Source organism: Nocardioides sp. S5-5 (genome assembly GCF_054954065.1).
In genome coordinates, this window is record NZ_CP199913.1 from 3,456,078 (window position 1) to 3,470,086 (window position 14,009).

General features: G+C 73.6%; 14 protein-coding genes and 1 tRNA gene. 5 read left to right on the forward strand and 10 right to left on the reverse strand.

Going from position 1 to position 14,009, the window contains the following annotated elements; genetic code table 11:
* Nucleotides 1-21 precede the first annotated feature (21 nt).
* Nucleotides 22-3,486, reverse strand: a complete 3,465-nt coding sequence (locus ACUP6Y_RS16435; RefSeq protein ID WP_462551883.1) for an SdrD B-like domain-containing protein — start codon at nucleotides 3,484-3,486, stop codon at nucleotides 22-24.
* Between the two features lie 95 nt (nucleotides 3,487-3,581).
* On the opposite strand from ACUP6Y_RS16435, the gene ACUP6Y_RS16440 reads away from it, so the two are divergent.
* Nucleotides 3,582-4,442: a bifunctional helix-turn-helix transcriptional regulator/GNAT family N-acetyltransferase gene (locus tag ACUP6Y_RS16440; protein ID WP_462551884.1), complete on the forward strand. Its 861-nt coding sequence runs from the start codon at nucleotides 3,582-3,584 to the stop codon at nucleotides 4,440-4,442.
* A 1-nt stretch (nucleotide 4,443) separates the two neighbouring features.
* Here ACUP6Y_RS16440 and ACUP6Y_RS16445 read toward each other — a convergent pair whose 3' ends face one another.
* Nucleotides 4,444-5,397 (reverse strand): pirin family protein, encoded by a 954-nt coding sequence (locus ACUP6Y_RS16445; RefSeq protein ID WP_462551885.1) that lies wholly within the window; start codon nucleotides 5,395-5,397, stop codon nucleotides 4,444-4,446.
* Between the two features lie 89 nt (nucleotides 5,398-5,486).
* Here ACUP6Y_RS16445 and ACUP6Y_RS16450 point away from each other — a divergent pair, with 89 nt between their 5' ends.
* The 4 genes from ACUP6Y_RS16450 (at nucleotide 5,487) to ACUP6Y_RS16465 (ending at nucleotide 8,979) form a co-directional block, all read left to right on the forward strand.
* Complete coding sequence (locus ACUP6Y_RS16450) at nucleotides 5,487-7,058, forward strand: phytoene desaturase family protein (RefSeq protein WP_462551886.1); 1,572 nt, start codon at nucleotides 5,487-5,489, stop codon at nucleotides 7,056-7,058.
* A 62-nt stretch (nucleotides 7,059-7,120) separates the two neighbouring features.
* Nucleotides 7,121-7,193, forward strand: a tRNA-Lys gene (locus tag ACUP6Y_RS16455).
* 70 nt (nucleotides 7,194-7,263) lie between these two features.
* Nucleotides 7,264-8,103, forward strand: coding sequence for a glycerophosphodiester phosphodiesterase (locus ACUP6Y_RS16460; protein ID WP_462551887.1), 840 nt, complete (start codon nucleotides 7,264-7,266; stop codon nucleotides 8,101-8,103).
* Nucleotides 8,104-8,268: 165 nt separating this feature from the next.
* Nucleotides 8,269-8,979, forward strand: coding sequence for a GAF and ANTAR domain-containing protein (locus tag ACUP6Y_RS16465; RefSeq protein ID WP_462551888.1), 711 nt, complete (start codon nucleotides 8,269-8,271; stop codon nucleotides 8,977-8,979).
* 1 nt (nucleotide 8,980) lies between these two features.
* Here ACUP6Y_RS16465 and ACUP6Y_RS16470 read toward each other — a convergent pair whose 3' ends face one another.
* From ACUP6Y_RS16470 to cbiQ, 8 genes are all read right to left on the reverse strand, one after another.
* Nucleotides 8,981-9,148: a hypothetical protein gene (locus ACUP6Y_RS16470; RefSeq protein WP_462551889.1), complete on the reverse strand. Its 168-nt coding sequence runs from the start codon at nucleotides 9,146-9,148 to the stop codon at nucleotides 8,981-8,983.
* 71 nt (nucleotides 9,149-9,219) lie between these two features.
* Nucleotides 9,220-10,215 carry a helix-turn-helix transcriptional regulator gene (locus tag ACUP6Y_RS16475; protein ID WP_462551890.1) on the reverse strand — a complete coding sequence of 332 codons (996 nt, stop codon included), beginning with the start codon at nucleotides 10,213-10,215 and terminating at the stop codon, nucleotides 9,220-9,222.
* On the reverse strand, nucleotides 10,212-11,102 hold the full coding sequence (locus tag ACUP6Y_RS16480; protein WP_462551891.1) for a WYL domain-containing protein: 891 nt from the start codon (nucleotides 11,100-11,102) through the stop codon (nucleotides 10,212-10,214). The genes ACUP6Y_RS16475 and ACUP6Y_RS16480 overlap by 4 nt, the downstream gene beginning before the upstream one ends.
* A gap of 58 nt (nucleotides 11,103-11,160) precedes the next feature.
* A complete protein-coding gene (locus ACUP6Y_RS16485; protein ID WP_462551892.1) occupies nucleotides 11,161-11,940 on the reverse strand; it encodes a crotonase/enoyl-CoA hydratase family protein in 780 nt (259 codons plus the stop codon).
* A 24-nt stretch (nucleotides 11,941-11,964) separates the two neighbouring features.
* Nucleotides 11,965-12,288 (reverse strand): GroES family chaperonin, encoded by a 324-nt coding sequence (locus ACUP6Y_RS16490; RefSeq protein WP_462551893.1) that lies wholly within the window; start codon nucleotides 12,286-12,288, stop codon nucleotides 11,965-11,967.
* Nucleotides 12,289-12,307: 19 nt separating this feature from the next.
* On the reverse strand, nucleotides 12,308-12,556 hold the full coding sequence (locus tag ACUP6Y_RS16495; RefSeq protein ID WP_462551894.1) for a DUF3618 domain-containing protein: 249 nt from the start codon (nucleotides 12,554-12,556) through the stop codon (nucleotides 12,308-12,310).
* Nucleotides 12,553-13,323, reverse strand: coding sequence for an energy-coupling factor ABC transporter ATP-binding protein (locus ACUP6Y_RS16500; RefSeq protein WP_462551895.1), 771 nt, complete (start codon nucleotides 13,321-13,323; stop codon nucleotides 12,553-12,555). The genes ACUP6Y_RS16495 and ACUP6Y_RS16500 overlap by 4 nt, the downstream gene beginning before the upstream one ends.
* A complete protein-coding gene (gene cbiQ, locus ACUP6Y_RS16505; protein WP_462551896.1) occupies nucleotides 13,320-14,009 on the reverse strand; it encodes a cobalt ECF transporter T component CbiQ in 690 nt (229 codons plus the stop codon). The genes ACUP6Y_RS16500 and cbiQ overlap by 4 nt, the downstream gene beginning before the upstream one ends.

Genomic DNA, 14,009 nt, shown 5'->3' on the forward strand with positions numbered 1-14,009 from the left:
CCGGACCGCTTGTCGCCTCGGCTATCTCTTGGCCACGACCTTGGCCAGGGCGCTCCACGCGCCCTGTCCGGCGGTGTTGACAGCCGCCATCCGGACCCACGCCTTCCTGCCCGCCTTGCCGCGCACGACCGCGCGCAGGCCGGTGACCGGCACCGTGCGCCACGGCCCGCCCCGCCTGGTCCGCACCTGGACGACGTACGACGACGCGCCGACGGCCGCGGCCCAGGTCACGACCACCTTGCGATGCCTCGTGGCCCGGACCTTCGGCTTGGCGACGGGGCCCGGGGGCTGGGCGACGGGCGTGATCACGACCGGGCCGACGGGGGTGGCTGTCGCGACGGCGCTCCAGGGGCCGGCGCCCTGGGCGTTGACGCCCCGGACCCGGAAGTGGACCGGGACGCCGTTGGCGAGCCCGGAGACGTCGTACGACGTCGTGGGGACGGTGGCCAGGGTGGTCCACGGGCCGGTGGCCGAGGCGGCGCGCTGGACCTCGTAGCCGGTCGGGCCGGGCTCGCCGACCGAGGCGGGCGCGACCCAGGCCAGCGCGGCCGCGCCGTCGCGCGGCTGGGCCTGCACGCCGTTCGGCGCACGCCAGGGTGGCAGGGTGGCGAGGTCGCGCCGGACCGGGACGTCGGTGAGCGTGTCCTGGCCCGCGACCAGGCCGATCAGGGCCGGTGCGGGCTGCAGCGTCCAGGGGCCGGGGTCCGACAGGGTCAGCTCGGAGTACTGCGAGGCCGAGGCGGAGACGCCGGTGACCTGCCAGCCGCCGGAGGCGTCCGTGGTGGCGCAGTGCGGGATCTCCTGGAACCAGGTCCGCACGCACACCTCGATGCCCTCGACCGGTGGCTCGCCCGGGTCGCGGGTGCCGTCGGCGTCGAGGTCGAAGTAGAGGGTGCCGTGGGCGGCGCCGTGGGGGTGGGCGACGACCCCGGTGGCCGCGGTGGCGACGCCGGGTCCGACCGTGATCGTCGAGGTGGCCGGCGTGGTCAGCGACCAGCCGGCGAACGGCTCGACCGCCTGGGTGACGGCGTAGTCGCCCGGCGGCAGGCCGGTGACCGACCACTGGCCGTCGTGGACCGGCACCGTGAGGTCGATCCCGTTGCCCGGCGCCGGCCCGACGACATGGACCGTTCCGAGCGCCTCGTCGGGCAGCGCCGGGTCGCCGCCGGGTTGCCCGTTGCCGTCGACGTCCTCGACGAGGCTGCCGTGCAGCGAGCCGGTGGCGTCGTACAGGCCGATCTTGACCGCGCCGGGGCCGTCCGCGCCGACCCGGCCGTAGCGGGCGGCCTGGTTGACGGCGTACCGGCTCGCGGAGCGCGGCGGGTCGAGCCGGTAGACGCCGTCGGGCAGGCCGGTGAAGGTGACCTTGCCGTCGCCGTCGGTGCTGCCGGCGCAGCCGTCGGAGACCGACTCCCCCGTGGCCGAGCACGACAGCGGCACGCCGGACACGGGCGTCTCCCCCGCGTCCTGCTGCCCGTTGGCGTTGCTGTCGCGGTAGACCAGCGCGGTGAGGCTGCCGCGGTGCCCGGGCGTCGCGTCGACGGCCGCCAGCCCGTAGTCGACGCCCTGCCAGCCCCAGCCGGTGGCGTCGATCGGCAGCCGGTACGGCGCCGCCGGGCTCAGCAGGGCACGCCGGTCGCTCGCGGCGGCCGCGTAGGGCCACACCAGCCAGGTGCCCGGGGTGTTCGAGCTGTCGTGCCAGGTGCCGTCGGCCGCCACGTCGACGGTGTGGTCCAGCACCGCCGCGCCCTCGGCGTCGAGGGTGACCGCCTTGATCCGGATGCCGGCGGCGGTGCCGAGGCCGGGCTCGCCCGGTCCCTGGGCGCCGTTGCCGTTGCTGTCGGCGTACACCTTGCCGTCGAGCAGGTAGCCGCTCTGGTTGGCGAGAGAGGGGGTGACCACCTCGAGCGTCGGGTCGCTCGCCACCGGCGACTCGTTGCCGCCGGCGTCGAGCGCGTGGATCCGGTAGGTGTGGCCGGTGCCGGGGCTGAGCCCGGTGTCGATGAAGGTGGACACGTCGAAGGCGAGGTCGGCGACCGGGGTGCCGTCGCGGAACAGCCGGTAGCGGACCGGCGCGCCGTGACCGGTGACCCTCGGCAGGGTGAGCGTCACCGAGTCGAGGCCGGGCGTCCCACTGGTGATCGGGCCCGACCAGGTCCACGGCCCGACCGCGGTGCTGGTCGTCGGCGTGAAGGTCACCTGCAGCGGGGCACTGAGGTTGCCGGCCGCGTCGGTGGCCACCACCGCGAAGGTGTACGACGTGCCGACGGCGAGCCCTGTCAGCTGGTACTGCGTCACCCCCGGACCGACCTGGTCGATCGCCACGCCGTCGGCGCCGAGGATCCGGAAGCCGGTGATCGCGATGTTGTCGCTGCGGGTGGTCGCCGACCAGTCCAGCGCGCCGCCGGCCAGGTAGTTGAGCGTGCCCATCAGCTTGGGCGGGCAGCCGTCGTACGGCGGGGTGATGGGCGGCGCGAGGAGGGTGGCGGCACCCCCGCCGTTGACCAGGTGGTGGTAGCCGTCGGCCTGCCGGAGATAGGCGAGCGTCGTGGTGCCGGCGGGATCGGCGATGCTCTCGCTGTAGATCGTCGAGCCGTCCGGCGCGTAGAGGGTGCCGAGCCAGACCTGGTTGACGCCGTCGTAGCGGACGTAGGCGACGGCGGAGCCGTCGGGCGCGAAGGTGACCCGCGGGGAGAAGATCCCGTTGCTCGGGGCCGGTCCACTGCCGGTCGGCGTGGGACGGTCGGCGTTGAAGAACTTCGGCGTCCGGGGTGCGGTGTTGCTGGCGCCGAGCGCGATGAAGCCGTCGTCGGGCCCGAACGTCACCTGGTCGGGCAGCGCCGGGGTGTAGGTGGTCGGCTCGTCGACGACAACCTGTCCCGTCACGGCGTCGACCACCTTGGTGATGCCGAACGCGTTGTTGGACCCGTCCCGGGTGGCCGCGGCGATGAACTCCTGGCTCGGGCTGAACCCCACACGGATCTCGTTCATGTCGGAGCGCAGCGACCGCTGCCCACCGGCGAGGAGCGAGGTGGCCGGCTCCGCGCCGTGCATCCGGAAGGCCATCCAGCGGTAGCTGTTGCCCTGGGCCTGCTTCGTCGCCAGGACGACGGTGTCCTGGTCGGTGCTGAACCCGAAGCCGACCAGCGAGCCCGGCAGGATGTCGTCGACGACACGGGTCTGGTCGTCGGCCGTGTAGACCCTCAACCCCGTCGCCGCCTCGCCGTTCGCGGTCGTGGCGAAGACCTCGGCGTAGTACCGCAGCGACTGCTGGTCCTGCGATGAGAAGTAGGTTCCGAGGGAGCTCGACCCGAGGGGCACGATCGAGGAGCCGGTGGCGAAGGCCCCCGTCTGCCCGATCACCTGGCAGGTCCGGTCGTTGGGCGCTCCCTTCGTGGCCCGCGCCGGCGCCGGGACCCCCACGATCCCGGCCGCCAAGACGGCCACGACCACGGCCACCATCCCCACCCTCGTCCACCCCTGCATCACCCCAGCCTCCGCGAGCCCGCACCGGTACGGCGTCAGGGGGCGACCCGCATCTTTGGCTTGGTCCGCGGCAGATCTCTGACTAAAGTCAGAGAATGCTCACGGACGTGCTGCGGCGCTTCAACCGCACCTACACCCAGCGCATCGGCGTCCTCGACGAGTCCTTCCTCGGCACCGGCCGGCCGCTGGCGGTGTCGCGGCTGCTCTTCGAGGTCGGCCGCGCGCCCGGCGTGAGCGTGCGCGAGCTCCGTGACCGGCTCGGCCTCGACTCCGGGCAGCTGTCCCGGATGCTGCGCCGACTCGAGGCCGAGGGCCTGGTCGCGACCGAGCCCGACCCGGCCGACCGACGACGCCGGGTGGTGCGCCTGACGCCCGCCGGCGAGGCGGCGTACGACGACCTGGAACGCCGCTCCGAGGAGCGCGCCGTCGAGCTGGTCGCCCCGCTGACGCCGCGCCAGCAGGAGCGGCTCACCGAGGCGCTGCGCACCGCCGACCTGCTGGTGCGCGCGGCGACGGTCCGGCTCAGCGAGGTGACCACGGAGCACCCGATGGCCCGCGAGGCGACCCGGCGCTACGTCGCCGAGCTGGACGCCCGCTTCCCCGGCGGCTTCGACCCGGGCGGCCCGGACGCCCCCGAGCCCGGGGCGACGTACGTGATCGCGACCTCGGACGGCGAGCCGGTCGCGTACGGCGGCATCCGCCCGGTGCTCGATCACGAGACGGCCGAGATCAAGCGGATGTGGGTGCACGGCGACTGGCGCGGGGCCGGCCTGGGCGCGCGGATGCTGCGCCACCTGGAGGACCTGGCCGCCGCGCAGGGCCACCACCGCGTCGTCCTCGACACGAACGGGACCCTGCGTGAGGCGATCGCGATGTACGAGCGCTCCGGCTACGAGCGGGTCGAGCGCTACAACGACAACCCGTACGCCGAGGCCTTCTTCGCCAAGGCCCTGTAGCTCAGCCGCCGATCGGCAGCCCGAACCGGCCCTTCTGGAAGTCCTCGTAGGCGGCCATCACCTCGGCCTTGGTGTTCATCACGAACGGCCCGGCCCAGGCGATCGGCTCACGGATCGGCTGCCCGCCGACGACGATGACGTCGAGCTTCGGCGAGCGGCTCTCCTGTCGGTCGTCGGCGGTGATGGTCAGGTAGTCGCCGGCGCCGAGGACGGCCGTCTGGCCGGTGTGGACCGGACTCGGCTCGGTGGCGCCGACCGCGCCGGAGCCGTTGAGAACGTAGACCAGCGCGTTGTAGTCGACGTGCCACGGCAGGTCGAGGCGGGCACCGGGCTCGAGGGTGGCGTGGACGAGCGTCATCGGGCTGTACGTCGAGCCCGGGCCGGCGTGCCCGTCGACCTCTCCGGCGATCACCCGGACCAGCGATCCGGCATCGCCGCTGGTGAGCAGCGCGACCTCGCCGGAGCGGATGTCCTGGTAGCGCGGGTCGTTCATCTTGTCGGTCCTGGGCAGGTTCACCCACAGCTGGATGCCGTGGAACAGCCCGCCGGCCTGGACCAGCCACTCGGGCGGCGTCTCGATGTGCAGCAGCCCGCTGCCGGCGGTCATCCACTGGGTGTCGCCGTTGGTGATGCTGCCGCCACCGCCGTGGCTGTCCTGGTGGTCGAAGACGCCGTCGATGATGTAGGTGACCGTCTCGAAGCCGCGGTGCGGGTGCCACGGCGTGCCCTTGGGCTCGCCCGGCGCGTACTCCACCTCCCCCATCTGGTCCATCATGATGAACGGGTCGAGGTGCTTCATGTCGATGCCGGCGAACGCACGCCGCACCGGGAAGCCCTCCCCCTCGTAGCCCTGCGGCGCGGTGGCGACCTGCCGGACCGGGCGGGGCTGGTCGCCGAGCCCCGGCGCTCTCAGGCGCGGGAGGACGGTCAGGTCGTCGACGGTGATGGCAGGCATCGCATCCACCTCCAGGTGGCTGGTCGGGTTGGTTGCCATGTCAACCATAACGCACCTCCGGGCATTCCCGCACCCCTAGAGTGCGATCCATGACCCGGGGGAAGTACGACGTCGTCGTCGTGGGCGCCGGCCACAACGGCCTGACCGCGGCGGCCTATCTCGCCCGCGCCGGACTCTCGGTGCTGGTGCTCGAGCGGCTCGGCCACGTCGGCGGCGCCGCGGTCTCGGCCCAGGCGTTCCCCGGCTTCCCGACCCGGCTGTCCCGCTACTCCTACCTGGTCTCGCTGCTGCCCGACCGGATCGGCGCCGACCTCGGACTCGACCTGCGACTGGTGAGTCGCCCGACGGCGTCGTACTCCCCCACGGTGCGCGACGGGCATCCCACCGGGCTGCTCGTGGAGCGCGTCGAGGGCGAGGCGACCCGGGCGTCCTTCCGCGAGCTGACCGGCAGCGACGAGGAGTACGGCGCCTGGCGCGCCTTCTACGACGACGTCTCCGGGCTGGCGCGGGCCGTCGCGCCCACCCTGACCGAGCCGCTCGCCACCGACGCCGCGATCCGCGCCCAGGTCGACCCGCAGATCTGGCGCGACGTCGTGGAGCAGCCGATCGGCGTCGCGATCGGCCGTCGGTTCCGCGACGACCTGGTCCGCGGCGTCATCGGCACCGACGCGCTGATCGGCACCTTCGCCTCCCTGCAGGACCGCTCACTGGCCCAGAACCGGTGCTTCCTCTACCACCTGATCGGCAACGGGACCGGCGAGTGGCGGGTGCCCGTGGGCGGGATGGGCGCGGTCACCGACGCGCTGGCCCGCGCGGCCACCACTGCCGGGGCCGAGATCGTCACCGGTGCCGGAGTGAGCGCGATCCGGCCGGCAGGGGCGGGCGAGCCGGTCGAGGTGCGCTGGCACGACGGCTCCACGGAGCACCGGGTCGAGGCGTCGTACGTGCTGGCGAACGTGGCGCCGTGGGTGCTGCGGATCCTGCTCGGCGAGGAGGAGGACCCGACGACCAAGCCGGAGGGCGCGCAGATCAAGGTCAACCTGCTGCTCTCCCGGCTGCCCCGGCTGCGCTCCGGCATCGCTCCGGAGGTCGCCTTCGCCGGCACCCTGCACCTCGCCGAGACCGCCTCCGACCTCGAGGTCGCCTGGGCCGCCGCCCAGCGCGGCGAGCTCCCGGATCCGCTGCCCGGCGAGGTCTACTGCCACTCGCTGACCGACCCGAGCATCCTCGGCGACGTCCCGCCCGGCACCCACACCCTCACGTACTTCGGCCTGCACACGCCCGCCCGGCTGTTCGAGCACGACCCCGAGGGCATGCGTGCCGAGGCTCTGCGCCGCGCGATCGCCTCCCTGGACGCGGTGCTCGACGAGCCGATCGACTCCGTGGTGCTGCGCACCCCGTCCGGCGAGCCGTGCATCGAGGCCAAGATCCCCCAGGACATCGAGGCCGACCTCGCCATGCCCGGTGGCCACATCTTCCACGGCCACCTCGAGTGGCCCTGGACCTCGGCCCGCGCCCGGCTCGAGACGCCCGGCGAGCGGTGGGGCGTGCAGACCGGCCATCCCGGCGTGCTGCTGTGCGGGTCCGGCGCCCGCCGGGGCGGCGCAGTGTCGGGCCTGGGCGGGCACAACGCCGCCCAGGCGGTCCTCGAGGCCCGGTAGGCCATGCCGATTTCACCCGGATCGGACTACGCTGGTAATGTTCGATCTCGCGTTCGACGCACGCGCCATTAGCTCAATTGGCAGAGCAGCTGACTCTTAATCAGCGGGTTCGGGGTTCGAGTCCCTGATGGCGTACAGATCAAGAGGCCCGGTCGGATGACCGGGCCTCTTCGCATCTCCGCTCCGTCACCCACCCCAGAGAGCCGTGCGCCCCACCTCCCTGCTCGTCACCGTCCTGCTGGCTCTCGGCGTCCTCGCGACAGCCCCCACGCCGGCCCGGGCCGACGGGCCCCCGGATGCCGGAGGTACGTCGCCGACGAGCACCCGCACCTTCGAGGTGGTGGCCCATCGGGGCGCCAGCGGACGTCACCGCACGGAGAACGGCCTGCGCGCACTGCGGCACGCCGTGGCGCTCGGAGCGGACCGCGTGGAGCTCGACGTGCGACCGACGGCGGACGGCCGCCTCGTCGTGATGCACGACTCCCGGCTGAACCGGACGACGGACTGCGCCGGCCGGGTCGACGCCTGGACCCTGACTCGGATCCAGCGGTCCTGCCGGCTCCGCGACGGCAGCGAGGTCCCCTCGCTGGACGCCTACGTCGCCGAGGCCCGCCGGCTCGAGGTCGGCCTGCTCATCGAGCTCAAGCAGGCGCCCGGCTGGCGGAGCCGGACCTGGCGGCACCTGCGCGCGTCCCTCGATGCGCTCGACCACGCCGACCTCCGACTGCTGTCGTTCAGCCCGGCCCTTCTGCACCGAGCCGCGAAGGCACTCCCCGACGTAGCGACGGTCTGGATCGCGCACCGCTTCCGGCCGAGCGTGCGGCGGGTCGCGAAGGTCGCCGACGGCGTGTCGCTCGACGCGCGCTTCGTGACACCACGCCTGGTCAAGAGACTGCGGGCCGCCCGTCTCCTCGTCCTCGGGCAGGTGTCCAACCGGCGCGCCGACTGGCAGCGCTACCTGCGCGCAGGCGTCGACGCCGGCAGCACCGACCGCCCGGCCGACCTGTCCAGGTGGTGGCACCGGCGTCAGCCGGTCACGGACTGACCCGAGGGCCCTCCTGCGCCGGCCGCACGGCGCTTCCGAGCGTGGAAGCGACCCGGCGCCTGCAGGGGGCAGCGGTGGTCCGCCTGCCTGGCCCTGCTCACGTCCCGCCCCGGGCTGAACCGCCGGCGACCCGGGTACCGGGTGACCTGACCCCAGGAGGTACCCGTGCTCGACGACCGCAACGACATCGCGGCCGCCCTGACCGAGGCGGCCCGGTCCATCAACAGCCACCGCTCACTCGACGACACCCTCGACGCCATCGTGCGCGCCGCCCAGCAGACCGTGCCCGGCTTCGAGCACGTCGGCATCTCAATCACCCACGGCAACGGCCGGATCGAGACCCGGGCCGGGACGGGGCGGCTGGTGTGGGACATCGACGAGCTGCAGTACAAGCTCCACGAGGGCCCCTGCTACGACGCGATCACGTCGGGCGGCGTGACCATCATGGAGGACATCGCGACCGAGGGTCGCTGGCCGCGGTACGTCGAGGAGGCGGCCCGGCACGGCCTGTCCGCCCAGATGGGCCTGCAGCTCTACAGCGACGACAGCACCCTGGGCGGCCTCAACTTCTACTCGTGGCGGCCCGGCATCGATCCCGACGCCATCCAGCTCGCCGAGCTGTTCGCCGCGCACGCCTCGATCGCGCTGGGCCGGGCACGGCACGTGTACCAGCTCAACGAGTCGGTGACGACCCGCCAGGCGATCGGCACGGCGGTCGGCATCGTCATGGAGCGCTACCGGATCCCCGAGGACCGCGCGTTCCAGTTCCTGGTGCGCGCGAGCAGCACCGGCAACGTCAAGCTCCGCACCATCGCCCAGGAGGTCGTCGACTCCGCGAACCGGGAGTTCGCCGGGCAGACACCCGAGCGCCGGTGACTCAGGCCTCGGCGCGAAGCACCTGCTCGGACGGGAACCACTGGGTCTGGACGTGCCCCTCGGACTCGTAGGTGACCAGCGCCCTGAGCCGCTGGCGGTCCCACTTGAGCACCAGCCCCGGCACGGGTGGGCCGTCGACGGTGACCTGGACACGGACCTGCTCGGACATGCGGGCTCCTGCTGCGCAGTGGGGTCGGCACGACCCCGAGGCAGCCCGCGTCCTGAGCTGCGCCCCCTACGCTACCGCCGCGCCGACGTGTGGTGCATCAGCAGCTCCTCGGCGAGCACCACGCCCGCGGTGTCGAGGGCGGGCGGGTCCAGAACGGTGGCGGTGGGCCCGGCGGTGAGCAGCAGCCGGCCGACGCGCTCCTCCACGGGCGGCAGCAGGTCGAGGTCGACCACGACGTCGCGCTCGTCGTCCTCCACGAAGCCGACCTGCTCGGCGTAGAAGTCCGCGACCCACCGCGACTGCTGGGGCAGCAGCACCCGGACCTGGGTCGTGGCGCGCTGGCGGGCGAGATGGCCGGCGAGGTCGTCGGGGACCTCGAAGGTCCGGTCGAGCACCTCGGCCGAGCGGATGTTGGAGAGCAGGAAGGTGCGGATCCGGCCCCGGTCGTCGACCGGGCCGGCGTCGACCTCCCAGCCACGGCGGGTCTGCACGAGCCGGTACGGCTCGATCTCACGCTCGCGCACGCCCGGCGCCCAGGCCCGGGAGTAGACGACCCGGACGACCCGCTGCTCGTCCCGGGCCCGGCGCAGGTGCGGGAGCAGCGGGCTCGACGCGGCCGACGGCGCCTCACCGGCGCCCCCGGCGGCGTCGCCGAACATGGTCTGGGCGAGCACGTCGAGGGCCTCGGCGAGCTCGGCGTTGTCGGGCTCGATGTCGAGCAGCGCCTGCGCGGCGGCGTGGACCCGGGCGAGCTCGCCGGCGTCGACGTACTCGACGCCGAGGTCGATCGGGCTCTCCGAGACCAGCCGGACCACGTCGGCGGTGCCGGGGTCCTCGGTGGCGCCGTCGGGGCCGAGGAACTCCAGCACCTCGGGGCGCGAGAGGCCCCACACCCCGCCGACGTCGGCGGTGTAGAACGCGAGCAGGTCCTCGCGGAGCTCGGCCACGGTGGTGTCGAACTCGGCCGCCAGGTCGGGCAGCGCGAGTCCGTCGGGGTGGGCGGCGAGCAGCGCGAACACCTCCGGCAGCCGGGCGATCCGGGTGACGTACCTGGGGACGCTGCTCATGCCGTGGCCTCCTCGCCGCGCGCGGCCGCCAGGAAGGCGACCAGGTCCGCACGGGCCTGCGGCGGGCCCTCGATCCGGACCCGGTCGTCGAGCTCGACCAGGCGGGCGTGCAGCGCCGCGCGGTGGGTGACGCGGTAGTGCAGCAGCACGTCCTCGCCGTCGGCGGCGACCGCGGCCGGCTCCCCGAGCCAGCGGCGTACGTCGGGCTCGAAGTCGGCCGCGGCCCGCAGGGTGACCTCGAGGGGCGGGTCGATCTCCCACGACATCGGGTGCAGCGCGGCGTGTCGCGCCGGCGGCAGCGGGCGCGCGGTGCGGGGGTCGTCGACCTCGACGTCGAGCATCCGGGAGACGACGAAGGTCTTCAGCGCGGCGTCGGCGACGTCCTCGACGCCGCGCAGGTACCACACGCCGTTCTCGGTCCGGACCGACTCGGGGTGGACGACCCGCGGGGCGCCCTTGTAGCCGAACCGCAGCAGCCGCTGGTCGCGCACCGCGTCGACCACGAGCCGCAGCGCGTCGGGGACGGCGAGCTGGATCGTGGCGCCGCCCGGCTCCCCCGCGCCGCTCGCCGACGCCAGGCCGAGGCGCTGGACCAGGTGGCCGCCGTCGGCGAGCAGCAGGGCCCGGCGCAGGGCGGCCTGCTGACCGAGCGAGAGCCGCACCCGCAGCCGGTTGTCGACGGTCGTCATCCGGTACCAGGCCGGCTGACCGGCCGGGGCGACGTTCTCGATCCGCCAGCCCTGGTGCTCGAGGTGCCGGATGTCGCGCTTGAGCTGGTCGTGACCGGGGGTGTCGGGGAAGCCGGCCACCTCGTTCAGCCTCTCGGCGCTGACCCCCTGGTCGGGGTGCGCCTGCAGCATGGCGGCGATCCGCACCAGCCGCTCCATCGGTCCACGCTGGTCGCGTCCCGGGCCGTTGACCACCGTCGTCCCCCTGTCCCTCGTATCAGTCCTCGAACGCGCCGTGCCGACCGGCTCCGCCGGCGAACCGCGTCGCCCCCGCGAGCGTATCGGCGTCCAGGGAACGCAGCCCGTGCTCCCACTCCAGGGCCAGGGCGTCCGCGAGGCCCAGCCCGTGCTGTCCGTACGACGACAGCCGGTCCCCGCGCAGGCAGGTCTGCGGGAAGCCGGCGAGCCGGGTGGCCAGCGCCACCGCCTCCTCGAGCACGGCGCCGGGCGCCGAGACGCGGTTGGCCAGGCCGATCCGCAGCGCCTCCTCGGCGCCGACCTCGCGTCCGGTGAGGATCAGGTCGAGAGCGTGGGAGTGGCCGATCAGCCGCGGCAGCCGGACGGTGCCGCCGTCGATGAGCGGCACGCCCCAGCGCCGGCAGAAGACGCCGAACGCGGCGGTCGGGTCGGCGACCCGCAGGTCGCACCACAGCGCGAGCTCGAGACCGCCGGCGACGGCGTATCCCTCGACGGCGGCGAGGACCGGCTTCGACAGGAGCATCCGGGTCGGCCCCATGCCCGCGGGACCGGCGTCCGGACCGGCACCGGGCGCGCCCACCTCGACCCGGCCCTCGGCGACCGCCTTGAGGTCGGCGCCGGCGCAGAAGACCCCGCCCGCGCCGTACAGGATCGCGACCGAGGCGCTCTCGTCGGCGTCGAACGCCGTGAACGCCTCGGTCAGCAGCCGGGCGTGCTCGGCGTCGACGGCGTTGCGCACCTCGGGCCGCGACAGCGTGACGACGGTGACGGGACCGCGCTTCTCCACCTCGACGGACATGGCCACGAGGCTAGACCGTGGGGTCTACAGATAGAGGCCGGCCGCCTCGTCGCCGAGCCGGTCGGCGGCGACCGCGTGGATGTCGCGCTCGCGCATGACGACGTACACCTCGCCGGAGACCTCGACCTCGGCCTTGTCGTCGGGGTCGTAGAGCACCTTGTCGCCGGTCACCACCGAGCGGCAGTGGGGCCCGACCGCGACCACACGCGACCAGGCCAGGCGGCGGGCGCCCATGGCGGCGGTGGCGGGGATGACGATGCCGCCGGAGGACCGGCGCTCGCCGGCCTCGCTGTCGGCCTCGCACAGGATGCGGTCGTGCAGCATCTTGATGGGGGTCTTGTCGGACACAGGCTGCTACCTCGGCAGGTCAGCGGGTGATCTTGCGCAGGACGACGAACAGCGCGATCACGCCGACGACGCCGCCGACCGTCTTGAGGATGTTGTCGGTGCGCGGCTCGCCCGTGGCGGGGTCGACGTAGTGCGCCTTCACCTGGGCGACCTCGCGGCTCACGACGGTCTTGGGGTGCGAGCGGTACAGCAGCTGGTCGATCGTGCCCGCGAGGCGCTCACGGGCCTCCTCGATCTCGCGCTCGATGTCAGAGGGAGTCTCACTCACCGGGGCAGGCTATCAATGGGGACCGCACGTGGGTCGAACCCCCACGGGAGTTCCAGCCGGTGGGCATGCATGAGGGCCTCGTCGGTGAGCACGTCGTAGGTCTTCCCGTCGGCCACCACGCGGCCGGCGCTGAGCACCACGGCGCGCGGACACAGCTCCAGGGCGTAGGGCAGGTCGTGGGTGACCATCAGCAGGGTCACGTCGAGGCTGCGCAGGATGTCGGCCAGCTCGCGCCGCGAGGCGGGGTCGAGGTTGGAGCTCGGCTCGTCGAGCACGAGGATCTCCGGCTCCATCGCGAGCACGGTCGCGACCGCGACCCGGCGGCGCTGGCCGAAGGAGAGGTGGTGGGGCGGGCGGTCGGCGAAGTCGGCCATCCCGACCTGTTCGAGAGCGTCCATCACGCGCCTGTCGAGCGCCGCGCCCTTGAGGCCGAGGTTGGCCGGGCCGAAGCCGACGTCGGCGCGCACCGAGCCCATGAACAGCTGGTCGTCGGGGTCCTGGAACACGACGCCGACCCGGCGCCGGATCTCGAGCAGGTTCCGCTTGGTCACCGGCAGGCCGCTGACCGCGACGCTGCCCTCGCCGTGGCCGGTCTCGCCGGACAGGATGCCGTTGAGGTGGAGCACCAGCGTGGTCTTGCCGGCGCCGTTGGGCCCGAGCAGGGCCACCCGCTCGCCCCCGTGGACGTGGAGATCGACGCCGAAGAGGGCCTGGTGGCCGTCGGGATAGGCGAAGGCGAGGCGCCGGACGTCGAGCACCGGCGTCATCGCACAGCCTCCGGCAGCTTTCCGTCGTACCCCCGGGACAGCATGGCCAGATGCACCCGCTCCCCCCTCTCGTACGACCTCACGAACAACGCGCCGAGCGTACGCGCCAGTGCCGGCCAGTGCCGCGGCGAGCGTGGGTCGACGCCGCGCGAGCGCATCGCGGTGACCATCCGCCCGAGGTCGCCGGTGACGACGTCGAGGTAGCGGATCATGAAGCCCATGATCTGCACGATCAGATCCGGCATCCGCAGCCGCTGCAACCCCCGCAGCACCTCCGTCGGCTCGGTGGTGGCGGCCAGGGTGAGCGAGGCCAGCACGCCCAGGGTGCCCTTGGCGACCAGTCCCCAGGCGGCCAGCAGCCCGGACTCGGACAGGGAGATCTCCCACCCCCCGAGCAGTACGCCGACCCGCGGGCCCTCGGCGACGAACGGCATCAGCGCGGCGAAGACCAGGAACGGCACCTCGACGACCATCCGCGGCAGCAGATAGGTCAGCGGCACCCGCGCCAGCAGCACCACGCCGAGCAGCAGCGCCAGGTAGCCGCCGAAGACCGGGTACCACTCGCGGGGCGTGGCGACGACCGTCAGCACGAAGCCGAGCAGCAGCAGGATCTTGAGGTGCGCCGGGGCGCGATGGACCACCGAGTGCCCGTGGAAGTGCAGCCGGTGGCCGTGCCCCGCGCCCAC